Below are 25765 nucleotides of genomic sequence, written 5' to 3' on the forward strand. Positions count from 1 at the left end.
AGGGGTTTTTGACGGTGCGGTGGCCCGGGTCAAGGTAAAAAGCGGGCGCTGTGCACCCACATGCGGATTTCGCCTGTCAGTTCGCTGTGTCAGTCGGCCAATACGGTCTCGATATGGCTGGAGCTTTCAAGCGTGCGATGCACCGGGCAGCGATCGGCGATTTCCAGAAGGCGCTGACGCTGATCGGCGTCCAGCTCGCCGGTCAGGTGGATCTTACGGCGGAACGTGTCGATCCGGTTCTTTGCCCCGGTTTCAGCGTCCTGTGCGTGGACCTTATCATGGCAGACTTCAACACGGACATGATCCAGCGGCCAGCCCTTGCGCCGGGCATACATGCGGATCGTCATCGAGGTGCAGGCGCCAAGCCCCGCAGACAGGAAGCCATAGGGCGACATGCCCTTGTTGGTGCCACCATAGGCAAGGGGTTCGTCCGCTAGGGTGTGATGTTTTGGGCCGGACTGGATGTCTTGCAAAAAGCCGCGCGGATCGGCCTCGGATACGCGCACGATGCCCTCGGGCGCGCCGATGGGCGGGGCGGGCGGGGCGAGGTTTACGTATTTCGTGGCCCATGTGGCGATTACCTCGGCCACGTACTCGGCATCGCTGGCGCGGCTGATCAGGTGATCAGCGTCGTCCAGCGTGATGAAACTTTTGGGATGCTTGGCCCCCATGAAGAGCGTCGCCGCATTGTCGATCGATACGATCTGGTCGCGCGGGGCGTGCAGGACCAGAAGGGCCGCGTTCAGCGTTTGCAGGGCCTCGTCCAGCTGATGTTCGCGCACATCTTCGACAAAACCAGATCCGATGCGGAAGGGGCGACCACCCAGACAAACTTCGGCGGCACCATCTGAGGCGATGTCGGGCAGAGCGTGCTCGAAATTCTCGATCACATGCGAGGGGTCCGCTGGCGCCCCGATGGTGACGACCGCCTGGATGTCCGACAGGTGGGACGCCGCCTTGATCACGGCCGCCCCACCAAGAGAGTGACCGATCAACAGGGCGGGTGGGTAGCCGCGAGCGCGTAACGCCTCGGCCGCACTTTCCAAATCGCGCACGTTCGAGGTGAAGCTGGTGTTCTCGAAATCCCCGTCCGAGTGGCCAAGGCCAGTGAAGTCGAACCGCAGAACCGCAATGCCAAGCGCGGCCAGCCGTGCCGAGATCCGACGCGCAGCCGCGATGTCCTTGCCGCAAGTGAAGCAATGGGCAAACAGGGCCGTGGCCAGATGGGGGCCATCCGGTAGGTCCAAACGCGCGGCAAGATCATGACCGGAATGTCCGGGGAAGGTGAACTTTTCGGTCGGCATGGGGGCTCCTGTCGTGATCGGCAATGTCAGGGCGGTCGTTGCTTTTGACTGATCTGACGGAATTGAAGTGGTCCGACGAAGGTGGCGCGCGGTGGGCAAAGGGGCAAGAGGCGCGGCGGCAAGCTCACGCAAGGGTGAAGAAATGTAGGTTCGGGTGAAACGCGCCTCAGTTAGCACTTGCACCGCCAGAGCTTGCCACGCACAGTCCGGCCGGTCATTCACTGAGGGATGCAAATGGTCGAGATCTGTCAAAACGAGCTACCGGTTCTGCCATGGGCAGATCCGAAAACTGCACGGCTTCCGGGGTTAAATCCGGTCACGCCGGGGCAATGGCTACAGATTGACGATGCTTATAGCGCGCAAATGGCGCACCGGCTGTCTCTGATGAAAGCGCATGGCGCGCGCGTCCATAAGTTGTCCGACGGCGCCCGCGCAGCAGCCGAGGAACTGCTTGAAGACGTGTTGGCGGAACTGTCGGACATAGAAGGGTTCGAGGTTCAAGAGGATGAGGTGCACTGCCCTGATGGGCGTTTGGTGCAATTGGATTGGTCCCAACCACTTTTGACGCTAGGCGCGCTGGTGCAGGAGGACTTCGTCATCATGCAAAAACAGGGCGAAGAGCATGTGATGACGGGTGCCATCCTCTGTTTTCCGGCCAGTTGGTCGCTTGAGCAGAAGTTTCTGAAACCACTGGTGAAAATACACATACCTGTCGATGCCTACACCCCCGATGTCGCCAGGAGGGTCCAACGCCTGTTTGATGGCATTCAAGTTGCGCGTCCAATGTGGCGGGCGAACTATTTGTTCTACAACGATCCCGAGCTGCATCAGCCGCGTCGGGAAGAAGAACGTCGTAGTTATGACGCGAGCCGCCCCAATTGGTTGCGAGTCGAGCGACAGAGTATGAAGCGACTTGCGAAAACGGGTGCGGTGATCTTTTCGATCCATACCTATGTGGTGGCACAGCCAAGGTTGGATGCGTTGGGGATCACACTGCCAGAACGTGAATGATCAGCGTTCCTTGAGCAAATAAGCGCGGTTTTACTGAATTTTGCGCGCCAATATTCATAGTTTAGACAAAATTTGTAGCTTAAAGCTAGGTATGCCCGACGGGCAGATATCGCGAGTGAACATGGAGCGGGAAAAATTATGAAAAAACTTACTTTGGTGATGGCAATTGCGGCCACCGGCGTGATGGCAGGTTGTGTCGACAAATCGGCATATGAAAGTAACCCGGTGCAAGTGAAGACCAAACAGGGTGTTGTGACCTGTCAGCTGTATACTCGTGACCGTGTGCAGTGGGATGAAGCGATTGCCGTTCCTGCTGGTATGACGAAGGCCGAAGGTGACGCAATTTGCATTCAGGAAGGGCATCGCCAGTACAACGCAGCACATAACCGCGTCTGAGCGAGCTGTTAATCCCAGCCAATATTAGGGTTTCGATTATCGAGACTGCAGTGAAGAAGGCGCCGGGTTTGGCGCCTTTTTTGTTGCCTAGATGAAGCGAAAAGCATGGTGAACGAAAAAGGGCACTGTAAACGGTGCCCTTTTCCATATATTTTTCTGGGATTAGCAGCTGTAGTACAGCTGGTATTCCACCGGGTGCGGGGTGTGCTCGTAGGCGTAGACCTCTTCCCATTTCAGGTCGATGTAACCCTGGATCTGGTCTTTGGTGAACACGTCGCCAGCGGTCAGGAAGTCGTTGTCGGCTTCCAGAGCTTCCAGAGCTTCACGCAGCGATGCGCAAACGGTCGGGATGCCTTCCAGCTCTTCCGGCGGCAGGTCGTACAGGTTTTTGTCCTGAGCGGGGCCCGGATCGATCTTGTTCTTGATGCCGTCAAGGCCGGCCATCAGCAGGGCGGCAAAGCACAGATAGGGGTTCGCGGCCGGATCGGGGAAGCGAGCTTCTACGCGCTTGGCTTTCGGGCTTTCGGTCCACGGAATACGCACGCAACCCGAACGGTTCGAGGCCGAGTAGGCACGCAGAACGGGGGCTTCAAAGCCCGGGATCAGACGCTTGTACGAGTTGGTCGACGGGTTGGTGAAAGCGTTCAGGGTCTTGGCGTGCTTCAGGATGCCGCCGATGAACCACAGGGCTTCCTGCGACAGGTCAGCGTATTTGTCGCCAGCAAACAGCGGCTTGCCGTCTTTCCAGATCGACATGTTTACGTGCATGCCGGTGCCGTTGTCGCCTGCGATCGGCTTGGGCATGAAGGTTGCCGTTTTGCCGTAAGCATGCGCCACGTTGTGGATGATGTACTTGTACTTCTGCAGCTCGTCGGCCTGTTTGGTCAGGCTGTCGAAGATCAGGCCCAGCTCGTGCTGGCACGAAGCCACCTCGTGGTGGTGTTTATCGGTTTTCATACCGATGTTCTTCATCGTGGTCAGCATTTCCGAACGCAGGTCTTGTGCGTCGTCAATCGGGTTCACGGGGAAGTAGCCGCCTTTGACGCCCGGACGGTGGCCGGTGTTGCCCATTTCGTACTCGGCGTCGGTGTTCCAAGCGGCGTCTACGGCGTCCACTTCGAACGAAACCTTGTTCATGGTGTTCGAGAAACGCACGTCGTCAAACAGGAAGAATTCAGCTTCCGGACCCATGTAAGCCACGTCACCGATGCCCGAGGACTTCAGGTAAGCTTCGGCTTTCTCGGCGGTGCCGCGCGGGTCACGAGCGTATTTCTCGCCGGTGTCGGGCTCGACGACCGAGCAGTGGATACACAGAGTTTTCTCGGCATAGAAAGGATCAACATAGGTGCTGTCCATGTCGGGCATCAGTTTCATGTCCGAGCTTTCGATCGATTTCCAACCGGCAATCGACGAGCCGTCAAACATGAAGCCTTCTTCCAGGAAGTCTTCGTCGACCAGGTCGCAGTCCACGGTCACGTGCTGCAGCTTGCCGCGCACGTCGGTGAAACGGATGTCGACATAGGCGATGTCTTCATCTTTGATCTGCTTGAGTACGTCTTGAGCGCTCATATCAGGTTCCTTTGGTTCGTGTATGTTCGTGTGATTTACAGAGCATCGTCGCCGGATTCACCGGTGCGGATGCGAATGGCTTGTTCTACGGGGCTGACAAAGATCTTGCCGTCGCCGATCTTGTCGGTCTTGGCGGCGTCGATGATCGCCTCAATGGCTTCATCTACCTGATCATCGGCCAGAACGATCTCGATCTTCACCTTGGGCAGGAAGTCGACCACATATTCGGCGCCGCGATAGAGCTCGGTATGACCTTTCTGACGGCCAAAGCCCTTCACTTCGATCACCGACAGGCCCTGCACGCCAATGTCCTGCAGCGCTTCCTTTACTTCATCCAGCTTGAACGGCTTGATGATGGCTTCGATCTTTTTCATGGATAGCCCCCCGGTTCGAAACATCGTGTTGGGCATCACTGACCACTTTCCATCGCAAGGAGCAATTGGCTAGGGTGGTGGTAGCGCACGCGGTGGTGTGAAAAACTAAGCATGTGCCTAAAAATTAAGCAGAGCGCGCGAAGTTTGAGCAGAGTGAGAAGATTGAGATGACGGAATTGCTAACCGCTGCCCAAATGCGCGCCATCGAGGCTGCCGCGATTGAGTCGGGCGAGGTCACCGGGCTGGAACTGATGGAGCGCGCGGGCCGGGGCGTGGTCGAGGCCATTTTCGAGGAATGGCCCGAGCTGGCAAAGACCTCTCATAAAGCGGTGGTGCTGTGCGGGCCGGGGAACAACGGCGGCGACGGATTTGTGGTCGCGCGGCTGTTGAAAGAATGGGGCTGGGAGGTCGAGGTGTTCCTGTATGGAGACGCCGAGAAACTGCCGCCGGATGCGCGGGTGAATTATGAGCGGTGGATGGAGTTGGGCGGGAGCGTTTCCAAGTCCGACAGTGTGTCTTCGGACGATCTGTACTTCGCAGAGTACGACGTTTTTATCGACGCATTGTTTGGAACGGGCTTAACACGCTCTCTGCCGTTAGAAGTCGCTCATTGGACATTCTTTTCCAATGACAGCCAAAGTGAAAGCGATATGACTAAGACGGTTTCGATCGATATTGCGAGCGGAATTTGTTCGGATAGCGGACTTTGGGCAGGGTGGGAAACGCCTGTATTGCCGAAACTTGTCGTCTCATTTCACCGCGCGAAGATTGGGCACTTTATCGGTCAAGCTATAGCATACACTCGCTCGCCGCGCGTGGTTGTTGCGGATATAGGTCTCGAGGGCAGTCACCGACCGCGGGGGGGGATGAAATGCCCGCCCGGGGGGGCGGCCACTCTCGGCGATTGTCCAGACAATCGCCTGACGTCAACGGGGGATTGCCCGGCGGTGCCGCCGGGCGAAATTGTTAGATTGGTCGAGCGTCCCAACTGGTTGGGCAAGATTGAGGACAGTCACAAATTCTCCCACGGCCACGCCCTCATCCTATCCGGCCCTTCCGGCAAAGGCGGCGCAGCACGGCTCTCAGCCCGTGGCGCGCTCCGCATCGGGGCAGGGCTGGTCACGGTCGCCCCGACACCCGGCGCGCTTAAGGAAAATGCGGCGCGGTTGGATGCGATTATGTTGTCTCCGGTGGGGGATGCGCAGACGTTGCAGGCGGTGCTTGCGGATGAGCGATTCAACGCGCTGTGCCTCGGCCCCGGATTGGGCGTGGAACGCGCGCGCGATTTGGTGCCGGTGGCTTTGGCGGCGAAACGCGCGACGGTGCTGGATGCGGATGCTTTGACGGCCTTCAAAGACGATCCGTCTGCTCTGTTCGACATGCTTCACGACACCTGTGTGCTGACCCCGCACGCGGGTGAATTCGCGCGGCTGTTCCCTGACATTGCTGAAAAGCTGAACGCCCCTGCCACAAAAGGCCCGGCCTATTCCAAAGTGGACGCAACCCGCGAGGCCGCAGCGCGGGCAGGCTGTGTGGTTCTGTTCAAGGGACCGGACACTGTGATTGCTGCGCCCGATGGCGCATGTTCGATCAACTCCGCCGCCTATGAACGCTCCGCTCCGTGGTTGGCCACTGCGGGATCAGGCGACGTGCTGGCAGGTTTCATCACCGGACTGCTCGCGCGGGGTTTCGCGCCGATGCCAGCGGCAGAAACCGGAGCGTGGCTGCATGTGGAATGCGCGCTGGAGTTTGGGCCGGGACTGATTGCCGAAGATCTACCCGAACAACTGCCCGCTGTGTTCCGCAAATTGGGGGCATAAGCGCCTGATTCTGGGGCTCACGCCCAGCATCCCCGCCGAAAGAGCAAAAAATTGCACAATCTCCCGCTGGATAAGGGCGCTTTTCCTCTCGCATCCCGCGCGCACTGGTGCTAGAAGGGCGCGAATTTGGACGGCCCCGTCCTGAAAACGTGGGCCGTCCTCGGTTTTAGCGGGTGTGGCGAAATTGGTAGACGCACCAGATTTAGGTTCTGGCGCCGCAAGGCGTGGGGGTTCAAGTCCCTCCACCCGCACCAAAATTGAAAGAAGGACGAGATCATGCAGGTCACCGAGACCCTGAACGAAGGTCTGAAACGCGGCTACAAGATCGTGGTTCCGGCCGCTGATCTGGACGCCAAAGTCAACGAAAAGCTGGTCGAAGCGCAGCCCGAAGTCGAAATGAAAGGCTTCCGCAAAGGCAAAGTGCCGATGGCTCTGCTGAAGAAGCAGTTTGGTCAGCGTCTGATGGGCGAAGCCATGCAGGAAGCTGTCGATGGCGCCATGAACAAGCACTTCGAAGAATCGGGTGACCGTCCGGCCATGCAGCCTGACGTGAAGATGACCAACGATGATTGGAAAGAAGGCGACGACGTTGAGATTGAAATGTCGTACGAAGCTCTGCCCGAGATCCCCGAGGTCGACCTGAAAGGCATCAAGCTGGAGAAGCTGGTTGTCAAAGCCGGTGAAGGCGAAGTTGACGAAGCGCTGGCCAACCTGGCCGAGACCGCTCAGGACTTCAAAGACCGCAAAAAAGGCACCAAGTCGAAAGACGGTGACCAGGTTGTGATCGACTTCCTTGGTAAAGTAGACGGTGAAGCCTTCGAAGGCGGCGCTGCTGAAGATTACCCGCTGGTTCTGGGTTCGAACTCGTTCATTCCGGGTTTCGAAGAGCAGCTGGTTGGTGCCAAAGCTGGTGAAGAAGTTGAAGTCAAAGTGGCTTTCCCTGCTGAATACGGTGCGGAAAACCTGGCTGGCAAAGACGCTGTGTTTGAATGCACCGTGAAAGAGGTCAAAGAGCCCGTTGCCGCTGAAGTCAACGACGAGCTGGCCACCAAATTCGGTGCCGAAGACCTGAACGCTCTGAAAGAGCAGATCGGTGAACGTCTGGAAGCAGAATTCGCTGGTGCAGCCCGTGCCGTTATGAAGCGCGGCCTGCTGGACGAGCTGGACAAGCTGGTTGATTTCGACCTGCCGCCGTCGCTCTTGGACGCCGAAGCTGGTCAGATCGCACACCAGCTGTGGCACGAAGAAAACCCGGACGTGCAAGGCCACGATCACCCGGAAATCGAAGCCACCGACGAGCACAAAGCTCTGGCCGGTCGCCGCGTGCGCCTTGGCCTTCTGCTGGCCGAACTGGGCCAGAAAGCCGAGATCGAAGTCACCGACGCCGAGATGACTCAGGCCGTGATGAACCAAGCCCGTCAGTACCCGGGTCAGGAACGTCAGTTCTTTGAATTCGTTCAGCAAAACCCGCAGATGCGTCAGCAGCTGCAGGCTCCGATCTTCGAGGACAAGGTTGTGGACTACGTGTTCGAACTGGCCGAAGTTTCGGAAAAGGAAGTCTCGAAAGACGATCTGCAGAAAGCCGTTGAGGCTCTGGAAGACGAATAAGTCTTACTGACAGACATTCAAAAGGCCGTTCCGATTGGGGCGGCCTTTTTCGTTGGGTTCGCATTTTCTTGCCGGAAATATTCTGGGGTGAGGCCGCTCGAATTTCGAGTGGCCGAGGGGCAACGCCCCTATAGGCTCACGAAGTGAGCTACCATCAGCTCTATCCCGGTCTCAACCCGGTTTCGACCAGAAGGCCCAGCCGTTTAGCCTCATAGTAATACCCGCGGGCATACCACCCCATCGCACGTTCGATGTCTCTGCCCGATACGATATACGCCCCGCGCAGGTACTTGCCCGCGTATTTCAGGTTCACATCCGGGTCCAACAGCTCCTCGACCGGGCCGCGATGACCCATGGTGCGGGCGGTTTGGGGGAGGATTTGCAAGAGCCCCCAATAGGGCCCGTTGCGTGCCTCAGGGCGATGCGTGCTCTCGCGAATGGCCTGACGATGCACCAGCTCGCGCGGGATCTCGTAATGGTCGGCCCATTTGTTGATCTGCGCGCGCAGCTCGGGCGTTTCGTTGGGGTAGAGGGGCGGGTTGAAATTACCATTGGCTTCGGTTTTCGCGGTCCGCTCGGATCCCCGTGCGCCTGAACATGCAGATACTGCGAATGTAGTAAGTGTTAGAATAGCATTGCGTCGTGAATATCTTGTCATGCAAATTACTGTAGATCAGAAAATCGGAATAAGTTAGGGGCTATACGCCCCTTGGCGGCGGGCTGCTGACTGAGTGTCTGCAACGTGCCCAAAGCAGAGGTTCTCGTTACGTCGCCGACCCGCCAGAAGGTAGGTTTTCGACTTACTTGAGCCATGTCAATGTTCGCAAACGCTAGCCCGTCTACAATCTATTAGGTTTTGAAAATGCTGGAGGTTGAAATGATGCGTCTTGCTCTATTGGCTTCGATCTTGGCTACCCCTGCGATGGCTGACCCGGAAAATTATGGGCATATGATGGATTGGGGGCATGGTTACGGTTTTGGTATGCTTTTCGGGCCCGTACTTTGGCTTATCGTTCTAGGCCTCGTAGTCGCGGCCGTTATATGGCTCGTTCGTAGTCTCGACGGCCCACCGTCGCACCAAAAGCCGTCTAGTGCCATGGCGGAACTCGATCTGCGCTTTGCGCGCGGCGAGATTGATGCGGAAGAATATGCCTCGCGAAAGAAGCTCCTAAGCTCTTGATGGTGTACGGCTGCAGAATCTGAGCCAACCTTGATGCTCGGCTGGCGGCCTTTGTAGCCAACCGTTTCGGCCTTTCCATCCAAAGTCCAGATGAAGGCCAAGGTCCGCTTTGTTCCGCACAACGGAAGTTCAACAAAAAAAGGCCGCTCGATTGAGCGGCCTTTCTAATCTTGTGTCGAAGGAAGATTACTCTTCTTCCGAAGCTTCTTCTGCCGGAGCAGGAGCTTCGTCATCATCATCCGATGCAGCAGCGCCGATATCGTCAAACAGCTCGGCGATCTCGAACTCGGCTTCAGCTTCAGCTTCAGCGGCCAGTTCTTGGATCGATTTGCCCGAAGCCTGCAGTTCGGCTTCTTCTTCCGAGCGTGCCACGTTCAGGGCAATCTCGGTTTCGACTTCCGGGTGCAGACGTACGGTGACGGTGTGCAGACCCAGATATTTGATCGGAGCAGTCAGGATGATCTGCTTCTTGTCGACGGTGAAACCAGCTTCGGTGGCCACATCGGCGGCGTCACGCGGGGTGACCGAGCCGTAGAGAGCACCAGCGTCGGAAGCCGAGCGAATCACGATGAACTGCTCGCCGCCCAGCTTTTCAGCCAGAGCGTCTGCTTCTTGTTTGGTTTCCAGGTTGCGGGCTTCCAGCTGAGCTTTCTGAGCTTCAAACGACGCGATGTTTGCGTCCGAAGCCGACAGGGCTTTGCCCTGGGGCAGCAGGAAGTTGCGTGCGTAACCGGGCTTTACGTCAACGACGTCGCCCATTTGGCCCAGCTTGGCCACACGTTCCAGAAGGATAACTTGCATTGATCAGGTCCCCTTACTTAACGGCGTAGGGAAGCAGAGCAAGGAAACGGGCACGTTTGATAGCACGGGCCAGTTCACGCTGCTTCTTTGCCGAAACGGCGGTGATACGCGAAGGTACGATTTTGCCACGCTCAGAGATGTAGCGCTGCAGAAGACGGGTGTCTTTGTAATCGATCTTCGGTGCGTTGTCGCCCGAGAAGGGACATACCTTGCGGCGACGGAAAAACGGTTTAGCTGCCATGAGTTAGACCTCCGATTAACGGTCACGGCCACGGCGGTCGCCGCGTTCGTCACGTTTTTGCATTTGAACAGACGGGCCTTCGGCGTGATCGTCGACCTTGATGGTCAGAACGCGCATAACGTCGTCATGCAGGCGCATCAGGCGTTCCATTTCCTGAACAGCCGTCGACGGAGCGTCGGTCTTCAGGAAGGCATAGTGGCCTTTGCGGTTCTTGTTGATCTTGTAGGCCATCGTCTTGACACCCCAGTACTCGCTGTCAACGACTTTGCCGCCGTTGTCACCCAGCACGGTGCCGAAATGTTCGATGAGGTTCTCAGCCTGCGCGTTGGACAGATCCTGACGCGAGATGAAGACATGCTCGTAAAGGGGCATGTGAACTCCAGTTCTATTTTCAAGCGCGCTTCAAAGAATGGGCCAAAACCTTTCCGCGACCCATCCACGAGAGGCAACGCGGTTCATTCACTTACGGAAAGGACGGTGCCTTATACACGTCTGACCAAGTGGTGCAAGGCTTTGCGGCAAGTTGAGGAGGCTAAATCGGAGTGCATTGGTGGCAGGCGGCGCAAATTATGGCCTCGCATTAACCAATTGGGTGCCCAACTTCCGTCACACTTCAGGTCGATCGTTTGGTAAGCGCCCTTACTTGGGCGGGAAAATACCACTGACCCACTGCTGCAGGTCAGATTCGCAGATGATAAACAGGAAAGTCTTTTCCCATGACATTGGTCTCATCCCTACCTCAGTCTGACGTGGAATTGTCTCACTCTTCACAAACGGTTCTGTTGACACCCACAAGTTGGGGTTACGGGCTGGCGAACCCGGTGAAAGTGACGCGCGGTGGGCTGGTGCTGCGGGCGTTCGGCCGTTTTCTGGGGGTGGCGCTTGCGATTTCATCGGCAGGATTTTGGGTTATGCAGAGCGCCCCGGCGATGGATGACGCTGTTCTTCTGGCAATGAGAATCGGCCTAACCTGCCTATTTATTGGGCTGGGGGGGCTGTTGTATCTGTTCGGCCAGGGGCCTGATGTGGAATCGACGCAGGTAGACCTTAACGAGCGAGTGTTGCGGCGTGGGCGGATCGTTTCTGATAATGCGTTTGAGACTGATATTTCAGTACCGTTCGGAGATGTGACCGGGCTGCTTCTGGCTTGCGGCAAAAGCTCTGGCGGGTTGGGGAGCACGCGTCAGGCGACATTGTACCTGCGCCTTGACGACGGTGCAGAGAACCTGACGGCTGTCGAGATCCTGTCTGGTCCAGAGCTGTTGTTGCGTCCAATCCAAGACCGCCTTTTGCGGGATCTGAAAGATGATCGCGGCGGGATGGCGATCCCCAGCTATGAAAGCCATCGAAGCACCAAAGTTGCATTCGGTGCTGGTGGACGGGCTTTGCAGGCCGCTTGAACTGCGGCGCTGAACCTCCAAACAGTTTGCACAGCGCTGCGTCGCAAGGTATCCCATTCCCTGAAGCCATCGGCATAAAGAGGAGGGGCCATGAGCCGCGCATTCGTATTTCCCGGGCAAGGGGCCCAAAGCATTGGCATGGGCAAGGCCCTTGCAGACGCCTATCCCGCAGCGAAAGCCGTATTTGACGAGGTCGACGAGGCGCTTGGTGAAAAGCTGTCTTCACTGATCTGGGAAGGCGAGCAGGAAGAGCTGACCCTCACTCAAAATGCACAGCCGGCTTTGATGGCCACATCGCTGGCCACCATGCGCGCGCTGGAGGCCGAAGGGGTGTCCATCGACGCCGCGTCTTATGTTGCGGGACACTCGCTGGGCGAATACTCGGCGCTGGCGGCCGCAGGTGCATTGTCGGTTGCCGACACCGCGCGTCTGCTGCGGACCCGTGGAAAGGCCATGCAGGAAGCCGTGCCGGTGGGTGTCGGTGCAATGGCAGCCCTTCTGGGATTGGATTTCGATACAGCTGCCGAGGTGGCCTCGGAAGCGGCTCACGAGCAGGTCTGTCAGGCCGCGAACGACAATGACCCCGCACAGGTGGTTGTGTCGGGCCACAAGGAAGCCGTTGAACGCGCAGTCGAAATCGCCAAGGGCAAGGGTGCCCGTCGCGCGGTTCTTCTGCCGGTAAGTGCTCCGTTCCATTGTGCGTTGATGCAGCCCGCTGCTGAGGTCATGGCCGAGGCGCTGGTTCACGTGGAAATGAACGCGCCTGCGGTGCCACTGGTGGCGAACGTTCGTGCCGCCGAGGTTGCAGACCCGGCGCTGATCCGTTCGCTTCTGGTCGAGCAGGTGACGGGTTCGGTGCGCTGGCGTGAAAGCGTGGCGTATATGGCCGAGCATGGCGTGGATGAGATTTGGGAGATCGGTGCAGGTAAAGCCTTGTCCGGCATGGTCAAACGGATCGACAAATCGGTCGCCACCCGTGCCATCGGATCGCCCGACGACGTGAAAGCCGCAGTTGAAGCGCTGAACGGATAAGAGAAATAAAGGACGGCTAGAGCCAGAGTTTTTGAAAACTCTGGGGCGTTTTCTTGCAAGAAAACGGGGACCGTCTGAGGTGAAAGAAGGAAATGCAGATGTTTGATCTGACTGGAAAAAATGCTCTGGTAACGGGCGCATCCGGCGGCATTGGTGGCGCGATCGCCAAGGCTTTGCACGCTGCCGGCGCGACTGTTGCGCTGTCGGGCACCCGTGTGGAACCTCTCGAGGCGCTGGCCGCTGAACTGGGTGAACGCGCACATGTGCTGCCGTGTAACCTGTCGGACGGCGAGGCCGTGGACGCTCTGCCGAAGCAGGCAGTTGAAGCTATGGGGGGGGTCGACATTCTGGTGAACAACGCGGGCATCACGCGTGATCAACTGTTCATGCGCTTGTCGGATCAGGATTGGGACGACGTGATCAACGTCAACCTGACTTCGACCATGCGTCTGTGCCGTGGCGTGATGCGCCCGATGATGAAAGCCCGCTGGGGCCGTATCATCAACATCGGCTCGATTGTTGGTGCAACCGGTAACCCCGGTCAGGTAAACTATGCCGCGTCGAAAGCGGGTATGGTTGGCTTGACCAAGTCGATCGCCTACGAAGTCGCCAGCCGTGGGATTACTGCAAACTGCATCGCACCGGGCTTTATCGGTACCGCGATGACCGACAAGCTGACTGATGATCAGAAGTCGGGCACGCTTGCGCAGATTCCTGCTGGCCGCATGGGCGCGCCGGAAGAAATCGCAGCAGCGGTTCTGTATCTGGCCTCGAACGAGGCAGGCTATACAACCGGCGCCACGATCCACGTGAACGGTGGTATGGCTATGCTCTAAAGGCGGTGGGCGCGGTCAGCTATTTTTTTGTCTGCGCCCTTGCACCGCGAAAGCGTTTGCCTATCTTCTTCGATGTGTTATAGGCGGCGCAGGTTTACCCCATCAGCCCGAAAGGGCAGTCCAAATGGGCTGGGGGTCTCGGCGTTACGCGCGGGAAACTTAGCGGCCCAAACGGGTCAAACGAAAAGGGCCAAGCCCTGAACTAACGTGAGGATTGATCATGAGCGACGTCGCAGATCGTGTGAAGAAAATCGTAGTTGAGCACCTGGGTGTTGAAGAGGACAAGGTCACCGAGACCGCCTCGTTCATCGACGACCTGGGCGCAGACAGCCTGGACACCGTAGAGCTGGTAATGGCTTTCGAAGAAGAGTTTGGCATTGAAATCCCGGACGACGCTGCTGAAACCATTCAGACCTTCGGCGACGCTGTGAAATTCATCACCGAAGCTGCCTGATCTTTCAAGGCACACGAGTTTCAAAGACGGCCTATCTTCGGATGGGCCGTTTTTTTATGTTCGAATACGTCTTTTGCCGGTTTCAGACTTAATTGAGCCGAATTTAAACGCTCGCTGTTGGATGTGCTAAACTTCACTAGGCCATCACTGGATTGGCGAAGGAGGCGCTCCATGATTATCTATCCTACACTTGAATTGCAGAACGGACGTTGTGTGACGTTGCATCGCGGTCGTCTTGAAGAGCCCTCGATCTGGCATGTGGACCCGGTGGAAACAGCACAAGGATTTGCCGAGGCCGGGGCCGAATGGATCCAAGTGACCGATTTCGATGCGGTTGCAGGCGAATGTGACAATGCCGAGCTGATTGAAGCCATCATTAACGCGGCCGGGTGTTCGGTACAGGTCGCAGGCGGTATCCGTACCCGTGACATGGCTGAAGCATGGATCGAGAAGGGCGCAGGGCGTGTCGTTATGGGAACGGTGGCTGCGCGCGATCCGGCCATGGTGAAAGAACTCGCCAACCGGTATCCAGATCAGATCGTTCTGGCCGCTGACGTTTGGCAGGGCAACCTGATGACCGACGGATGGCGCAATCCGGTTGCGATTTCTCCGGAAAGCTTCTTGGCATCTTATGCTGACGTGCCGTTGGCCAGTGTGCTGATTACAGATATCGACAGCGATATTGAACAACCAGACGCTCAGCTGGGGCTTTTGAGCGCGCTTGCGGGTGAAACCAAACATCAGGTGATTGCAGCTGGCACAGTGCACGAGTTGGATGATGTGGCCCGGCTGAAATATGTGCCGAACATTGCGGGGACATTGATCGGACGGGCATTGTTCTCGAAAAATGTGGATCTGGTGGAAGCTTTGGACGTCGCGCGTCCTGAACCTGAACCCAAGGCAGAGTTCATCTGATCCTTTTGAAACCAACGTGTTGGCCAGTGATCAGACTGGACGCTTGTCCGTTGCTGGCCAACAACTACGGGTGCAATGGAGCGTTGTGCCGATAAGCGAGCTTCCACCCGTGCACGGTTTCGGCTTGCCCCACCATGCCTAGCCGCGCTATCACCGCCAAGACATTTGAAAACCTGAGAAAGGGCACCAGAATGCGTCGAGTGGTTGTAACAGGATTGGGCATGATTTCTCCGCTGGCAAGCGGCGTTGAGGAAACATGGGAGCGTATTCTGGACGGACAGTCCGGCGCGGGCCCGATCACGAAATTTGATGCCTCGCGCGTGACCACCAAATATGCCTGCGAAGTTCCGCTGGGCGATGGCACCGATGGCACCTTCAACCCGGACGACTGGATGGAGCCGAAAGAGCGCCGCAAGGTCGATGATTTCATCCTCTATGGTCTGGCTGCTGCCGAGATGGCGGTCAAAGATGCTGACTGGTTGCCCGAAGACGAAGAAAGCCTTCTGCGCACTGGCGTGATCATCGGGTCGGGCATTGGCGGACTGTCGACCATTGCGGACACCTCGATCCTGCTGAACGAACGCGGCCCGCGCCGCGTGTCGCCTTTCTTTATCCCCGGTTCGCTGATCAACCTGATCTCGGGTCAGGTGTCGATCAAGTTTGGCTACAAGGGCCCGAACCACTCGGTCGTGACCGCCTGTTCGACCGGCGCACACGCCATTGGTGACGCGAGCCGTCTGATCCAATCAGGCGATGCGGATGTGATGGTTGCTGGTGGTGCCGAGGCCGCGATTTGCGAGCTGGGCATTGCAGGCTTCAACGCGTGTAAAGCTCTGTCAACCAAACGTGGGGATGACCCGCAGGCCGCAAGCCGTCCTTATGACGAAGACCGCGACGGTTTCGTCATGGGCGAGGGCGCTGGCATCGTGGTTCTGGAAGAATACGAACACGCCAAAGCACGCGGCGCGAAGATCTATGCTGAAGTGCTGGGTTATGGTCTGTCGGGCGACGCTTATCACATCACCGCACCTGCCGAAGATGGCGATGGTGGTTTCCGTGCCATGCAAGCCGCCCTTGGTAAAGCCGGGCTAGAGCCTGCGGCGATTGACTATATCAACGCGCACGGCACCTCGACCATGGCGGATACGGTGGAACTGGGCGCAGTTGAGCGCCTGCTGGGTGATGCGGCTGACACGGCCACGATGTCCTCGACCAAATCGTCCATCGGCCACCTGCTGGGCGCCGCCGGCGCTGTGGAAGCCATCTTCTGCATCCTGGCCATTCGTGATCAGATCGCTCCGCCCACCATCAACCTAGACAACCCGGCGATCGAGCCGCGCCTGTCGCTGGCCGCCAACAAGGCTGAGAAGCGCGAGATCAACATCGCCCTGTCCAACAGCTTTGGTTTTGGTGGCACCAATGCCAGCCTTGTGATGGGGAAGGTTGCTGACTGATGTGGCGCAACATCGCCTCGAATGCGCTGAGCCTGTTCATTGTCATTCTGATCGTTGCGGTCGGCGTGGTGGCATGGGGCCAGAGACAGTACACGTCTGAAGGTCCGCTGGCAGAAACCATCTGCCTGCGGGTCGAGCGCGGCAGCTCGTTCTCGCGCGTGGCGGACAATCTGGAAGCGCAGGGGGCGATTTCAAACGCCTCGATCTTCAGAATTGGGGTCGAGTATTCCGACAAGGCGTCTGCGCTGAAGGCGGGGTCCTTCCTTGTTCAGGACGGTGCCTCGATGGAAGAAATCGTTGACATCGTCACACGCGGCGGCGCGTCAACCTGCGGGACCGAGATCCTGTATCGTGTTGGCGTTCTGTCGGCTGTGATGCAGGTGCGTGAACTTGATCCGGCCTCGCAAGAATACCAGATCACGGCTGAGTTCAAGCCAGCCGAGCTGGAGGGGGATGCCCCCGCGTCCTATCTGGAAAAGCGCGATGAAAGCGATACCCGGTTCCGGATCGCCGTAGCTGAAGGTGTGACCAGCTGGCAGGTTGTGGATAGCCTTAATCGTGCCGACTTCATGACGGGCGAGGTTGCCAGCCTTCCTGCGGAAGGCAGCTTGGCCCCGGACAGCTACGAGGTGAAAGCGGGCGCGGATCGCGCGGCGCTGATCGCCTCGATGCAGGATGCGCAGGTCGAGATCTTGGCCGAGGCGTGGAACAACCGCGCGGCGGATCTTCCTTATGCGAATGCGGATGAAGCACTGGTGATGGCGTCCATCGTCGAGAAGGAAACCGGTCTGGCCGAGGAACGACGTCAGGTCGCCAGTGTCTTTGTGAACCGACTGAACCAAGGGATGCGTCTGCAGACGGACCCGACGGTCATCTATGGCATCACCAAGGGGCAGGGCAGCCTTGGACGCGGTCTGCGCCAAAGCGAGCTGCGCCGGCAAACGCCCTACAACACATATGTGATTGATGCGCTGCCACCGACCCCCATTGCCAACCCAGGACGTGCTGCCATTGAGGCGGCTTTGAACCCGGACAGCACACCCTATATCTTCTTTGTGGCAGATGGTACGGGCGGTCACGCGTTTGCGGAAACCTTGGCCGAACACAACGCCAACGTGGCGGAATGGCGCAAGATCGAAGCCGAGCGCGCCAACCAGTAGGTTTCCAGATCCTTACCGTAGCGCGCGGCATTCGCGCGTTGCATTTTGACCGAACGTACGGTCCCGTGTAGTCTCTGACATACGCTAGAAGACGTGAAAGTAACGGCCTTGGGCATCTGCCCCAGGGCCGTTTTTTCATGTCGCTTGTGCGGACAAGAGCATGAGAGGCAACAAAACAAGAATGACAATGATTACGCCTTTAGGGAAAGACGCAGCATCCGAAGATTACATGAAGATCGCGGACGCGTTTTTTCTACGTGTTTTGAAAGAGTTGGATCGCCAGTTGTCTACGGCGGAAACAGGTGGGTGCGAAACCACGCCGGAGCTGGCGAAAGCCGTAACCGATGTGCGTCGCGCGATGCAAACGGTATTTGAGGAAAGGAAACGTCTTGAACAAAGTGGTAAAGCCGGATTTGGCGGCGGACGAGCGGCAGAGCTGGACCTTGCTCAGGCCCGAGACGAAATCGGGCGCAGACTGGCTTGCCTGCGCGACGCAAGACGAACGCGAGAGCTTTCTGAACGATCTGAGTGACGGGGCGCTGATGGCGCTGCCCTATCTGTTCGGATTCTGGGCCCTGGATCACCAACTGCCGCCCGAGGGGGATTGGCGGACATGGGTGATCATGGGCGGGCGTGGCGCGGGGAAAACTCGCGCCGGGTCCGAATGGGTACGGGCCGAGGTCGAAGGGGCAGGGCCGCTGGATCCCGGCCGCTCGCGTCGTGTGGCGTTAGTGGGCGAGACCATCGATCAGGTGCGCGAGGTGATGGTGTTTGGCGAAAGCGGCATTCTCGCCTGCTCGCCCCCGGATCGGCGTCCAGTGTGGGAGGCCGGGCGGCGTAGGCTGGTTTGGCCCAATGGAGCGATTGCACAGGTATTCTCGGCGCATGAACCGGAAAGCTTGCGTGGCCCGCAGTTCGACGCGGCATGGGTAGATGAGCTGGCCAAGTGGAAAAAGGCCGAGGATACGTGGGACATGTTGCAGTTTGGGCTGCGCCTTGGGACGCATCCCCGGCAATGCGTCACCACCACACCGCGCAATGTGGGGGTGCTGAAGCAGATCTTGAAGAACCCCTCGACCGTGACGACGCACGCGCCGACCGAGGCTAACCGCGCCTATCTGGCGAAGAGTTTTCTGGATGAAGTGCGGACGCGCTACGCGGATACGCGGCTGGGGCGGCAGGAATTGGATGGCGTGCTTTTGGAAGACACCGAGGGCGCGTTGTGGACGATGGCGATGCTGGACAAGCATCGATTGGGGCCAGACACGCCTGTACTGGATCGGATCGTGATTGCGGTGGACCCACCAGTCACGGGCCACAAAGGATCCGACGAATGCGGGATCGTGGTGGCAGGCGTCTTTGCGAAGGGGCCTCCGGGTGAGTGGAAAGCTGTGGTGCTGGAAGATGCCAGCGTGACGGCGGCCAGTCCTTCGGAATGGGCCGAGGCGGCGCTGAACGCGATGGAGCGGCATCAGGCGGACCGGTTGGTCGCCGAGGTTAACCAAGGTGGCGACCTTGTGGAAAGCGTGATCCGTCAGATTGACGCCACCGTGCCCTATAAGGCTGTGCGCGCGACGCGGGGCAAGGTGACGCGGGCCGAGCCCGTGGCCGCTTTGTACGAACAGGGTCGAGTTTCTCATATGGGCAACATGGCCGCGCTCGAAGATCAGATGTGCCGTATGACCAGCCAAGGCTATGAGGGCAAAGGTAGCCCCGACCGTGTGGACGCGCTGGTCTGGGCCCTGCATGAATTGATCATTGAGCCTGTTGCGTCCTACCGCAGACCGCAGGTGCGCACGCTGGGTTAAAGAGTTTTTTAACCCTCACTGGCAAAGTGCCAAACATCGAAAGGCGGGGCGAATAGCCCGATGGGTCTGAAGCCCCGCCTGATCACGAAATGACAAAATATCCGCTGGGTGGCGCGACCGCGTTTTGCCCGGACAGGACAGGTTTGCCCGGGGGATGCCGGGGGACTGGAAACCGAAACCAAGGAGCCAAGGCGCATGGTATTTGATTTTCTCAAGCGAGGCACAGAGGGCGCGAAGGCCGAGATGCCGGGCGAGGCAAAGGCGTCGGCCACCGGGCCAGTCATCGCTTATGGAAATGCAGGCCGGGTGGCCTGGAGCCCACGCGACACGGTCAGCCTGACCCGTTCTGGTTTTTCGGCCAATCCGGTCGGATTTCGCTCGGTCAAGTTGATTGCGGAAGCGGCCAGTGCGTTGCCTTTGGTGCTGCAGGACGATCAGCAACGCTATGATGTTCATCCGGTGCTAGATCTTCTGGCGCGTCCCAACGCGGCGCAGGGTCGGGCCGAACTGTTTGAGGCGTTTTTTGGTCAGATGTTGCTGACCGGTAATGGCTATCTGGAAGCGGTTCTGGACGACGAGGGCCAACCGCGCGAGTTGCATGTGCTGCGCTCGGACCGGATGGCGCTGGTGCCCGGCGCGGATGGTTGGCCGGTGGCCTATGACTATACGGTCGGGGCGCGCAAACACCGCTTCCACGTGTCCGAGGGGGCCTCGCCCATCTGCCATGTGAAGGCCTTCCACCCACAGGACGACCACTACGGGCTGTCTCCGCTTCAGGCAGCGGCCACGGCGATCGACGTGCACAATGCGGCAAGCCGCTGGTCGAAAGCGCTTCTGGACAATGCAGCACGACCCTCGGGAGCCATTGTTTACAAGGGCGGCGAAGGTCAGGCGCAGTTGAGCGCGGATCAGTATGATCGGCTACTTTCTGAAATGGAAAGCCATCACGTGGGCGCGCGTAATGCCGGACGGCCGATGCTGCTGGAAGGTGGGCTGGACTGGAAGCCGATGGGGTTCAGCCCCTCGGACATGGAATTCCAAAAAACCAAAGAAGCCGCCGCACGCGAGATCGCGCAGGCCTTCGGGGTGCCGCCGATGCTGATCGGCATTCCGGGCGACGCGACATACGCCAATTACCAAGAGGCCAGTCGTGCCTTCTATCGCCTGACCGTGGTGCCCTTGGTGTCCCGCGTGGCGGCCAGCGTCGGCCATTGGCTGGCGGGATTCACAGGCGAAGGCGTGAAGCTGAAGCCGGATCTGGATCAGGTGCCCGCATTGGCCGCTGAACGTGACCAGCAGTGGAAGCGCGTGGCCGAGGCCGACTTCCTGACAGAATCCGAAAAACGCAGCCTGCTGGGCCTGCCGCCTCTGGCACAAGACCACTAAGAAAGGGCGCATTCCATGAGTGATTACCACACCGATTTCGGGCTTGAGCACAAGTTCGTCAAGCTGGGCGAAACCGTCCAGACCGCCGAGGGCATTCAGATCGACGGTTATGCCAGCTTCTTCGATGAAGTCGACAATGGCGGCGATGTCGTTGCCCGCGGGGCCTATGCCAAATCGCTGGACGAGCTGACGGCCAAGGGGCGCGGCGTGAAGATGCTGTGGCAGCACGACCCGGCCCAGCCCATCGGGATCTGGGATGAGGTGCGCGAGGATGCCAAGGGTCTCTATGTCAAAGGCCGCATCCTGAGTGATGTCGAGAAAGGCCGCGAGGCCGCCGCCTTGATCGAGGCCGGCGCCATTGACGGGCTGTCCATCGGCTATCGCACCAAAAAGTCGACCAAGACCCAGACGGGCGGACGTCGCCTGACGGAATTGGAGCTGTGGGAGGTGTCGCTTGTGACCTTCCCGATGCTTCCGACGGCGCGGGTGGGAGCAAAGGGCGATGCGCCTGATGCCGATGACACCACCTTGCGTGAACTGGCCGCGACCCTTGAGGACGCACGCCTGATGCTGGCCCGCAACGCCTGAGCCAGCGATCTGAACCCCTGAAAAGGACCCAAAGATGAGCAACAAAGAGACGAAGGCTCTGGGCCAGTCGGCTGTGCCTGCTGGCCAGGTTTCGGGCCCCACTCCGGCTGCCGAGGTGAAGACCGCGCTGGCTGGTTTCGTGAGCGATATCAATCAGTTTCACGAAGACATTTCCACTAAACTTCAACAACAGGAAGAGCGACTGACCATGCTGGATCGCAAATCTAACACCATCGCGGGCCGCCCGCATCTTGCCGCCGCCGCCGATCTGGAAGCGCCGCATCAGAAAGCCTTCGAGGCCTATGTCCGATCGGGCGACGATGACGCGCTGCGTGGCATCGATCTGGAGGGCAAAGCCATGTCCTCGGCCGTGGCGGCTGATGGCGGCTATCTGGTTGATCCGGTGACCGCGGACACCATCAAGGGCGTTCTGAACAACGCCGCATCGCTGCGTTCGGTCGCCAATGTGGTGAACGTGGAAGGCACCGCCTATGACGTGCTGATCGACCAGGGTGATCTGATCACCGGCTGGGCATCGGAAACTGGTTCTTCGACAGAAACCGGCACCCCGCAGATCGACCGCATCTCGATCCCGCTGCACGAGCTGTCGGCCCTGCCGAAAGTCTCGCAGCGCCTGCTGGATGACAGCGCGTTTGACATCGAAAACTGGCTGGCGGGTCGTATTGCGGACAAGTTCTCGCGTGCGGAAAGCGGTGCGTTCATCAACGGTGACGGTGTCGAAAAGCCCGTGGGCATCCTGAACCACACTGCAGTGGACAATGACAGCTGGAGCTGGGGCAATCTGGGTTACGTCGCCACCGGGGAAGCCGGCGATTTCAATGTCGCCAATCCGGGCGATGCGATCTTTGATCTGATCTATGCGCTGGGTGCAGATTATCGTGCGAATGCGGTCTTCGTGATGAATTCGAAAACCGTGGGTGCTGTGCGCAAGCTGAAAGACGCTGATGGCCGCTTCCTGTGGTCGGACGCGACTGTGGCTGGCGAACCGGCCCGTCTGATCGGCTATCCGGTTCTGATCGTCGAGGACATGCCCGACATTGGTGCCGATAGCCACGCGATCGCCTTTGGTGATTTTGGGGCCGGTTATACCATCGCCGAACGTCCTGACACGCGCATTCTGCGTGATCCGTTCTCGGCCAAGCCGCACGTCCTGTTCTATGCCACCAAGCGCGTAGGCGGTGATGTCAGCGACTTTGCTGCGATCAAGCTTCTGAAGTTCTCGCTCACCTAAGAGCCGGACCTGATCCCGTGATGGCTTTCGGGCTGTCACGGGGCAGGGCGCGCGCCGACCTCCCCCGTGTTGTCTAGCTGCTCCCCTCCGTCCGAGCAATACGGACGGTGCGCGCCCACCCTTTCCCACAAGACGTGAGGGGCCCGAATTTCGGAGATGATCCATGATGTTAGTCGAGCAGACCACAGTGCCGGGCACGGCCCTTCCGGTCGCCCAATTCAAGGACCACCTGCGGCTGGGGACCGGGTTTGCCGATGATGGGGTGCAGGATCAGGTGCTGGAAACCTACCTTCGGGCCGCCATGGCCGCGATCGAGGCCCGCACCGGCAAGATCCTTCTGTCGCGCGAATTTACCTGGACCCTGACCGCTTGGCGCGATCTGGCGTCGCAAGCCCTGCCGGTGGCACCCGTCATGCAGGTTCTGAGCCTTGAGATCCATGACCGTCTGGGCGGGACCGAGGTGATCGACCCCACCCGCTATGGGCTGGAGCCGGATATGCACCGCCCCCGCCTTGTGTCGACCGGGCTGTGCTTGCCTGCCATTCCCGTGGGCGGCCAAGCCGTGATTGGGTTCGAGGCTGGCTTTGGTGCCACCTGGGGCGATCTGCCAGCTGATCTGGCGCAGGCGGTGATGATGCTGGCCGCGAGTTATTACGAGAATCGTGCGGATGGTTCTATGACCGGGCAGGGTGAACTGCCCGCTGCGATTGCGGCGCTTTTGCAACGCTATCGCACCGTGCGACTGTTTGGCGGTGGAGGGGCGGTATGAAGCGCCCTGTCCTGAACCGCAAATTGTCGCTGGAAGAGCCAGTGCGCGCGCCGGATGGCGCGGGGGGCTTCACCCAAAGCTGGCAAGAGCTGGGCACCCTCTGGGCGGAGGTCAAACATGGCTCAGGGCGCGAGCGTGCCGCCGGTATGGCCACCGTGTCGTCGATCGCCTTTCGCATCACAGTGCGCGCAGCCCCCGACGGTGCGCCATCGCGCCCGAAGCCTGACCAGCGTTTTCGTGACGGATCCCGGATCTTCCGCATCCTCGCGGTGACCGAGGCTGATGCAGGCGCGCATTACCTGACCTGCTTTGCACAAGAGGAGGTTTCGGCATGAGTTATGGCGTTTCAGCGGCCTTGCAACAGGCCATATACCAGCGCCTTGCGGCGGACAGCACGCTGTCCACGTTGGTGCCCGGCGCGATCTATGACGCGGTGCCTGCGGGTATCATCACCGGCACCTATGTCAGCCTTGGGCCTGAAGATGTGCGCGAACGCTCGGACATGACCGGGCAGGGTGCGTTGCACGAGGTCACGATCAGCGTGGTCACGGATGCGGCGGGCTTTCAAGCCGCCAAAGAAGTTGCCGCAGCGGTCAGTGACACGCTGGTGGATGCCAGCCTGATCCTGGCACGTGGCCGGCTTGTGTATCTGAACTTTCATCGTGCGCGGGCGCGGCGGGTTGAAGACGCGGATGTACGTCGCATCGATCTGATCTTCCGCGCACGTGTCGAAGACAACTAAACCTTTCAAAACGGAGTGATCCTATGGCTGCGCAAAACGGCAAAGACCTTCTGATCAAGCTCGACATGACCGATACCGGCGTGTTCGAGACCATTGCAGGCCTTCGGGCCACGCGCCTGAGCTTCAACGCGGAAAGCGTGGATGTGACCAGCTTGGAAAGCACGGGCGGCTGGCGCGAGCTGCTGGGCGGCGCTGGCGTGAAATCGGCGTCGATCTCGGGCTCGGGTGTGTTCAAGGACGCCTCGACCGACGAGCGTGCCCGCCAGATCTTTTTCGACAATGAAGTGCCGAATTTTCAGGTGATTGTGCCCGATTTCGGCGTGGTCGAAGGCCCGTACATGATCACCTCGATCGAATATGCGGGTTCGCATAACGGCGAGGCGACCTATGAGCTGTCGATGGCCTCGGCTGGCGAACTGACCTTTACGGCGCTGTGATCATGACCAACCGGTGGACGGGCGAAGTGGCGCTGGTGATCGATGGCACATCCCATGTGCTGAAACTGACATTGGGGGCGTTGGCCGAGCTGGAAGAGCAGCTGGGCGAAGCATCCATCGTGTCCTTGGTCGAGCGGTTTGAACACGGGCAGTTCTCAAGCCGTGATGTGCTGGCGCTGATCGTGGCCGGGCTGCGCGGTGGAGGCTGGCAAGGCACGGCAACGGACCTGTTGGCTGCTGAAATCCAAGGTGGCCCGGTCGCGGCGGCGAAGGCTGCCGGTCAGCTTTTGACCCGTGCTTTTGCACTGACCCCGAACGAGGCCGCCGATGGCTGAGCCTGCCGGCTTCGACTGGCCGGGGTTGATGCGCCTTGGCCTTGGAAAACTGGGGTTGCGCCCGGATCAATTCTGGGCGCTGACCCCCATCGAATTGGCTGTGATGGCCGGGCTGGAAGGGCAACCTGCCACCTGCCTGCGATCCCGGCTGGAAGAGCTTGCACGCGCGTTCCCCGATGAGCCGCGTGAACCTACTGGAAAGGGCATGTGATGGCTGGATTGGACAGTATCGACAGCTTTGACGATCAGATCGACGCGCTGGAAGCCGCGCTTGGCGGCGCACAACAGATGACGACCGGGTTCATTTTTGAACTGAAGGGGATGCATTCGACGATCTCGGATCTGAGCACGGATGTGAGCAAGCTGTCGTCGGGCATCTCGTCCGGATTGCGGCGTGCGTTCGAGGGGTTGGCCTTCGATGGCATGAAGCTGTCGGATGCGTTGAAAACTGTCGCAAAGTCGATGACTGATGCGGCGTTCAACGCGGCGATCACCCCTGTCACCAACCATTTTGGCAGTATCCTTGGGCAAGGGGTTGGGGCGCTCACCAACGCCTTTCTGCCTTTTGCCGATGGTGGTGCGTTCACCCAAGGGCGTGTGATGCCCTTTGCCAAGGGTGGCGTCGTTTCGCAGGCGACAGCATTTCCGATGCGCGGTGGGACGGGCCTGATGGGTGAGGCGGGGCCAGAGGCCATTATGCCCTTAAGTCGCGGGGCGGATGGCCGTCTGGGTGTGCGCGCGGCGGGCGGTGGAGCGCCGATCAACATCACCATGAATATCTCGACCCCGGATGTGGAAAGCTTCCGCCGGTCGCAAAGCCAGATCGCGGCGAATGTCCAGCGCGCGCTTGCGCGTGGACAACGTCACCGCTGATCCCCTGATTTTACGACCTG

The 25765-nt window shown here is 59.1% G+C and carries 30 protein-coding genes and 1 tRNA gene; 24 read left to right on the forward strand and 7 right to left on the reverse strand.

Annotated features, from left to right (window positions below; genetic code table 11):
- Positions 1-89 precede the first annotated feature (89 nt).
- Complete coding sequence (locus G0Q00_RS00805) at positions 90-1304, reverse strand: bifunctional alpha/beta hydrolase/OsmC family protein (RefSeq protein WP_163035511.1); 1215 nt, start codon at positions 1302-1304, stop codon at positions 90-92.
- A gap of 234 nt (positions 1305-1538) precedes the next feature.
- Between G0Q00_RS00805 and G0Q00_RS00810 the strand changes: the two genes are divergently transcribed.
- Positions 1539-2315 carry a DUF3445 domain-containing protein gene (locus tag G0Q00_RS00810; protein WP_163035512.1) on the forward strand — a complete coding sequence of 259 codons (777 nt, stop codon included), beginning with the start codon at positions 1539-1541 and terminating at the stop codon, positions 2313-2315.
- A 138-nt stretch (positions 2316-2453) separates the two neighbouring features.
- Positions 2454-2711 carry a hypothetical protein gene (locus G0Q00_RS00815; RefSeq protein WP_163035513.1) on the forward strand — a complete coding sequence of 86 codons (258 nt, stop codon included), beginning with the start codon at positions 2454-2456 and terminating at the stop codon, positions 2709-2711.
- Positions 2712-2873: 162 nt separating this feature from the next.
- Here the strand turns inward: G0Q00_RS00815 and glnA are convergent, their stop codons facing one another.
- Positions 2874-4280: a type I glutamate--ammonia ligase gene (glnA, locus tag G0Q00_RS00820; protein WP_163035514.1), complete on the reverse strand. Its 1407-nt coding sequence runs from the start codon at positions 4278-4280 to the stop codon at positions 2874-2876.
- 35 nt (positions 4281-4315) lie between these two features.
- Positions 4316-4654 carry a P-II family nitrogen regulator gene (locus G0Q00_RS00825; RefSeq protein ID WP_133486483.1) on the reverse strand — a complete coding sequence of 113 codons (339 nt, stop codon included), beginning with the start codon at positions 4652-4654 and terminating at the stop codon, positions 4316-4318.
- Between the two features lie 167 nt (positions 4655-4821).
- Between G0Q00_RS00825 and G0Q00_RS00830 the strand changes: the two genes are divergently transcribed.
- From G0Q00_RS00830 to tig, 3 genes are all read left to right on the forward strand, one after another.
- Positions 4822-6474 carry an NAD(P)H-hydrate dehydratase gene (locus G0Q00_RS00830; protein WP_163035515.1) on the forward strand — a complete coding sequence of 551 codons (1653 nt, stop codon included), beginning with the start codon at positions 4822-4824 and terminating at the stop codon, positions 6472-6474.
- A 169-nt stretch (positions 6475-6643) separates the two neighbouring features.
- Positions 6644-6728, forward strand: a tRNA-Leu gene (locus tag G0Q00_RS00835).
- Positions 6729-6750: 22 nt separating this feature from the next.
- Positions 6751-8082 carry a trigger factor gene (gene tig / locus G0Q00_RS00840; protein WP_163035516.1) on the forward strand — a complete coding sequence of 444 codons (1332 nt, stop codon included), beginning with the start codon at positions 6751-6753 and terminating at the stop codon, positions 8080-8082.
- 160 nt (positions 8083-8242) lie between these two features.
- On the opposite strand, the gene G0Q00_RS00845 is transcribed toward tig, so the two are convergent.
- Positions 8243-8740 carry a lytic transglycosylase domain-containing protein gene (locus G0Q00_RS00845; RefSeq protein ID WP_163035517.1) on the reverse strand — a complete coding sequence of 166 codons (498 nt, stop codon included), beginning with the start codon at positions 8738-8740 and terminating at the stop codon, positions 8243-8245.
- 204 nt (positions 8741-8944) lie between these two features.
- Here G0Q00_RS00845 and G0Q00_RS00850 point away from each other — a divergent pair, with 204 nt between their 5' ends.
- The gene (locus G0Q00_RS00850) at positions 8945-9262 is read left to right on the forward strand and encodes an SHOCT domain-containing protein (RefSeq protein WP_239058287.1); all 318 of its coding nucleotides are present in this window, start codon (positions 8945-8947) and stop codon (positions 9260-9262) included.
- A gap of 186 nt (positions 9263-9448) precedes the next feature.
- Here G0Q00_RS00850 and rplI read toward each other — a convergent pair whose 3' ends face one another.
- From rplI to rpsF, 3 genes are read right to left on the reverse strand one after another with little or no spacing between them, the layout of a single operon-like run.
- On the reverse strand, positions 9449-10063 hold the full coding sequence (rplI, locus tag G0Q00_RS00855; RefSeq protein WP_163035518.1) for a 50S ribosomal protein L9: 615 nt from the start codon (positions 10061-10063) through the stop codon (positions 9449-9451).
- Between the two features lie 13 nt (positions 10064-10076).
- Entirely contained in the window at positions 10077-10304 is a 228-nt protein-coding gene (rpsR, locus tag G0Q00_RS00860; RefSeq protein ID WP_005982441.1) for a 30S ribosomal protein S18, read from the reverse strand.
- Positions 10305-10319: 15 nt separating this feature from the next.
- Complete coding sequence (gene rpsF / locus G0Q00_RS00865; protein ID WP_133486495.1) at positions 10320-10676, reverse strand: 30S ribosomal protein S6; 357 nt, start codon at positions 10674-10676, stop codon at positions 10320-10322.
- A gap of 410 nt (positions 10677-11086) precedes the next feature.
- Between rpsF and G0Q00_RS00870 the strand changes: the two genes are divergently transcribed.
- The 18 genes from G0Q00_RS00870 (at position 11087) to G0Q00_RS00955 (ending at position 25745) form a co-directional block, all read left to right on the forward strand.
- The gene (locus G0Q00_RS00870; RefSeq protein ID WP_163035519.1) at positions 11087-11704 is read left to right on the forward strand and encodes a hypothetical protein; all 618 of its coding nucleotides are present in this window, start codon (positions 11087-11089) and stop codon (positions 11702-11704) included.
- Between the two features lie 90 nt (positions 11705-11794).
- Positions 11795-12736 carry an ACP S-malonyltransferase gene (gene fabD / locus G0Q00_RS00875; RefSeq protein ID WP_163035520.1) on the forward strand — a complete coding sequence of 314 codons (942 nt, stop codon included), beginning with the start codon at positions 11795-11797 and terminating at the stop codon, positions 12734-12736.
- A gap of 98 nt (positions 12737-12834) precedes the next feature.
- Positions 12835-13572 (forward strand): 3-oxoacyl-[acyl-carrier-protein] reductase, encoded by a 738-nt coding sequence (gene fabG, locus G0Q00_RS00880; protein WP_163035521.1) that lies wholly within the window; start codon positions 12835-12837, stop codon positions 13570-13572.
- 220 nt (positions 13573-13792) lie between these two features.
- Positions 13793-14026 carry an acyl carrier protein gene (locus G0Q00_RS00885; RefSeq protein WP_108856591.1) on the forward strand — a complete coding sequence of 78 codons (234 nt, stop codon included), beginning with the start codon at positions 13793-13795 and terminating at the stop codon, positions 14024-14026.
- 171 nt (positions 14027-14197) lie between these two features.
- The gene (locus G0Q00_RS00890) at positions 14198-14941 is read left to right on the forward strand and encodes a HisA/HisF-related TIM barrel protein (protein WP_163035522.1); all 744 of its coding nucleotides are present in this window, start codon (positions 14198-14200) and stop codon (positions 14939-14941) included.
- Positions 14942-15132: 191 nt separating this feature from the next.
- Positions 15133-16395, forward strand: a complete 1263-nt coding sequence (fabF, locus tag G0Q00_RS00895) for a beta-ketoacyl-ACP synthase II (protein ID WP_163035523.1) — start codon at positions 15133-15135, stop codon at positions 16393-16395.
- Positions 16395-17555: an endolytic transglycosylase MltG gene (gene mltG / locus G0Q00_RS00900; RefSeq protein ID WP_163035524.1), complete on the forward strand. Its 1161-nt coding sequence runs from the start codon at positions 16395-16397 to the stop codon at positions 17553-17555. The genes fabF and mltG overlap by 1 nt, the downstream gene beginning before the upstream one ends.
- A gap of 542 nt (positions 17556-18097) precedes the next feature.
- Positions 18098-19363 (forward strand): DNA-packaging protein, encoded by a 1266-nt coding sequence (locus tag G0Q00_RS00905; RefSeq protein ID WP_239058354.1) that lies wholly within the window; start codon positions 18098-18100, stop codon positions 19361-19363.
- Positions 19364-19558: 195 nt separating this feature from the next.
- Positions 19559-20749, forward strand: coding sequence for a phage portal protein (locus G0Q00_RS00910; RefSeq protein WP_163035526.1), 1191 nt, complete (start codon positions 19559-19561; stop codon positions 20747-20749).
- Positions 20750-20764: 15 nt separating this feature from the next.
- Positions 20765-21337, forward strand: a complete 573-nt coding sequence (locus tag G0Q00_RS00915) for an HK97 family phage prohead protease (RefSeq protein ID WP_163035527.1) — start codon at positions 20765-20767, stop codon at positions 21335-21337.
- A gap of 34 nt (positions 21338-21371) precedes the next feature.
- Entirely contained in the window at positions 21372-22589 is a 1218-nt protein-coding gene (locus G0Q00_RS00920; RefSeq protein ID WP_163035528.1) for a phage major capsid protein, read from the forward strand.
- Positions 22590-22752: 163 nt separating this feature from the next.
- Positions 22753-23358: a head-tail connector protein gene (locus G0Q00_RS00925; protein ID WP_163035529.1), complete on the forward strand. Its 606-nt coding sequence runs from the start codon at positions 22753-22755 to the stop codon at positions 23356-23358.
- A complete protein-coding gene (locus G0Q00_RS00930) occupies positions 23355-23693 on the forward strand; it encodes a phage head closure protein (RefSeq protein WP_163035530.1) in 339 nt (112 codons plus the stop codon). The genes G0Q00_RS00925 and G0Q00_RS00930 overlap by 4 nt, the downstream gene beginning before the upstream one ends.
- Positions 23690-24100 (forward strand): DUF3168 domain-containing protein, encoded by a 411-nt coding sequence (locus tag G0Q00_RS00935; protein ID WP_133486520.1) that lies wholly within the window; start codon positions 23690-23692, stop codon positions 24098-24100. The genes G0Q00_RS00930 and G0Q00_RS00935 overlap by 4 nt, the downstream gene beginning before the upstream one ends.
- 23 nt (positions 24101-24123) lie before the next feature.
- Positions 24124-24537 carry a phage major tail protein, TP901-1 family gene (locus tag G0Q00_RS00940; protein ID WP_163035531.1) on the forward strand — a complete coding sequence of 138 codons (414 nt, stop codon included), beginning with the start codon at positions 24124-24126 and terminating at the stop codon, positions 24535-24537.
- A gap of 2 nt (positions 24538-24539) precedes the next feature.
- Positions 24540-24872: a gene transfer agent family protein gene (locus G0Q00_RS00945; RefSeq protein WP_163035532.1), complete on the forward strand. Its 333-nt coding sequence runs from the start codon at positions 24540-24542 to the stop codon at positions 24870-24872.
- Positions 24865-25083, forward strand: a complete 219-nt coding sequence (locus tag G0Q00_RS00950) for a rcc01693 family protein (RefSeq protein ID WP_163035533.1) — start codon at positions 24865-24867, stop codon at positions 25081-25083. The genes G0Q00_RS00945 and G0Q00_RS00950 overlap by 8 nt, the downstream gene beginning before the upstream one ends.
- Entirely contained in the window at positions 25083-25745 is a 663-nt protein-coding gene (locus tag G0Q00_RS00955; protein ID WP_163035534.1) for a phage tail tape measure protein, read from the forward strand. The genes G0Q00_RS00950 and G0Q00_RS00955 overlap by 1 nt, the downstream gene beginning before the upstream one ends.
- Positions 25746-25765: the final 20 nt, after the last annotated feature.

The sequence above is a fragment of the Aliiroseovarius sp. PrR006 genome, assembly GCF_010500215.1.
Classification (GTDB): Bacteria; Pseudomonadota; Alphaproteobacteria; order Rhodobacterales; family Rhodobacteraceae; genus Aliiroseovarius.

Coding starts and splice junctions, on each gene's coding strand:
- G0Q00_RS00805 (WP_163035511.1), bottom strand. CDS start 1,304: ATGCCGACCGAAAAGTTCACCTTCCCCGGACATTCCGGTCATGATCTT.
- G0Q00_RS00810 (WP_163035512.1), top strand. CDS start 1,539: ATGGTCGAGATCTGTCAAAACGAGCTACCGGTTCTGCCATGGGCAGAT.
- G0Q00_RS00815 (WP_163035513.1), top strand. CDS start 2,454: ATGAAAAAACTTACTTTGGTGATGGCAATTGCGGCCACCGGCGTGATG.
- glnA (WP_163035514.1), bottom strand. CDS start 4,280: ATGAGCGCTCAAGACGTACTCAAGCAGATCAAAGATGAAGACATCGCC.
- G0Q00_RS00825 (WP_133486483.1), bottom strand. CDS start 4,654: ATGAAAAAGATCGAAGCCATCATCAAGCCGTTCAAGCTGGATGAAGTA.
- G0Q00_RS00830 (WP_163035515.1), top strand. CDS start 4,822: ATGACGGAATTGCTAACCGCTGCCCAAATGCGCGCCATCGAGGCTGCC.
- tig (WP_163035516.1), top strand. CDS start 6,751: ATGCAGGTCACCGAGACCCTGAACGAAGGTCTGAAACGCGGCTACAAG.
- G0Q00_RS00845 (WP_163035517.1), bottom strand. CDS start 8,740: ATGACAAGATATTCACGACGCAATGCTATTCTAACACTTACTACATTC.
- G0Q00_RS00850 (WP_239058287.1), top strand. CDS start 8,945: ATGCTGGAGGTTGAAATGATGCGTCTTGCTCTATTGGCTTCGATCTTG.
- rplI (WP_163035518.1), bottom strand. CDS start 10,063: ATGCAAGTTATCCTTCTGGAACGTGTGGCCAAGCTGGGCCAAATGGGC.
- rpsR (WP_005982441.1), bottom strand. CDS start 10,304: ATGGCAGCTAAACCGTTTTTCCGTCGCCGCAAGGTATGTCCCTTCTCG.
- rpsF (WP_133486495.1), bottom strand. CDS start 10,676: ATGCCCCTTTACGAGCATGTCTTCATCTCGCGTCAGGATCTGTCCAAC.
- fabD (WP_163035520.1), top strand. CDS start 11,795: ATGAGCCGCGCATTCGTATTTCCCGGGCAAGGGGCCCAAAGCATTGGC.
- fabG (WP_163035521.1), top strand. CDS start 12,835: ATGTTTGATCTGACTGGAAAAAATGCTCTGGTAACGGGCGCATCCGGC.
- G0Q00_RS00885 (WP_108856591.1), top strand. CDS start 13,793: ATGAGCGACGTCGCAGATCGTGTGAAGAAAATCGTAGTTGAGCACCTG.
- G0Q00_RS00890 (WP_163035522.1), top strand. CDS start 14,198: ATGATTATCTATCCTACACTTGAATTGCAGAACGGACGTTGTGTGACG.
- fabF (WP_163035523.1), top strand. CDS start 15,133: ATGCGTCGAGTGGTTGTAACAGGATTGGGCATGATTTCTCCGCTGGCA.
- mltG (WP_163035524.1), top strand. CDS start 16,395: ATGTGGCGCAACATCGCCTCGAATGCGCTGAGCCTGTTCATTGTCATT.
- G0Q00_RS00905 (WP_239058354.1), top strand. CDS start 18,098: ATGGCGCTGCCCTATCTGTTCGGATTCTGGGCCCTGGATCACCAACTG.
- G0Q00_RS00910 (WP_163035526.1), top strand. CDS start 19,559: ATGGTATTTGATTTTCTCAAGCGAGGCACAGAGGGCGCGAAGGCCGAG.
- G0Q00_RS00915 (WP_163035527.1), top strand. CDS start 20,765: ATGAGTGATTACCACACCGATTTCGGGCTTGAGCACAAGTTCGTCAAG.
- G0Q00_RS00920 (WP_163035528.1), top strand. CDS start 21,372: ATGAGCAACAAAGAGACGAAGGCTCTGGGCCAGTCGGCTGTGCCTGCT.
- G0Q00_RS00925 (WP_163035529.1), top strand. CDS start 22,753: ATGATGTTAGTCGAGCAGACCACAGTGCCGGGCACGGCCCTTCCGGTC.
- G0Q00_RS00930 (WP_163035530.1), top strand. CDS start 23,355: ATGAAGCGCCCTGTCCTGAACCGCAAATTGTCGCTGGAAGAGCCAGTG.
- G0Q00_RS00935 (WP_133486520.1), top strand. CDS start 23,690: ATGAGTTATGGCGTTTCAGCGGCCTTGCAACAGGCCATATACCAGCGC.
- G0Q00_RS00940 (WP_163035531.1), top strand. CDS start 24,124: ATGGCTGCGCAAAACGGCAAAGACCTTCTGATCAAGCTCGACATGACC.
- G0Q00_RS00945 (WP_163035532.1), top strand. CDS start 24,540: ATGACCAACCGGTGGACGGGCGAAGTGGCGCTGGTGATCGATGGCACA.
- G0Q00_RS00950 (WP_163035533.1), top strand. CDS start 24,865: ATGGCTGAGCCTGCCGGCTTCGACTGGCCGGGGTTGATGCGCCTTGGC.
- G0Q00_RS00955 (WP_163035534.1), top strand. CDS start 25,083: ATGGCTGGATTGGACAGTATCGACAGCTTTGACGATCAGATCGACGCG.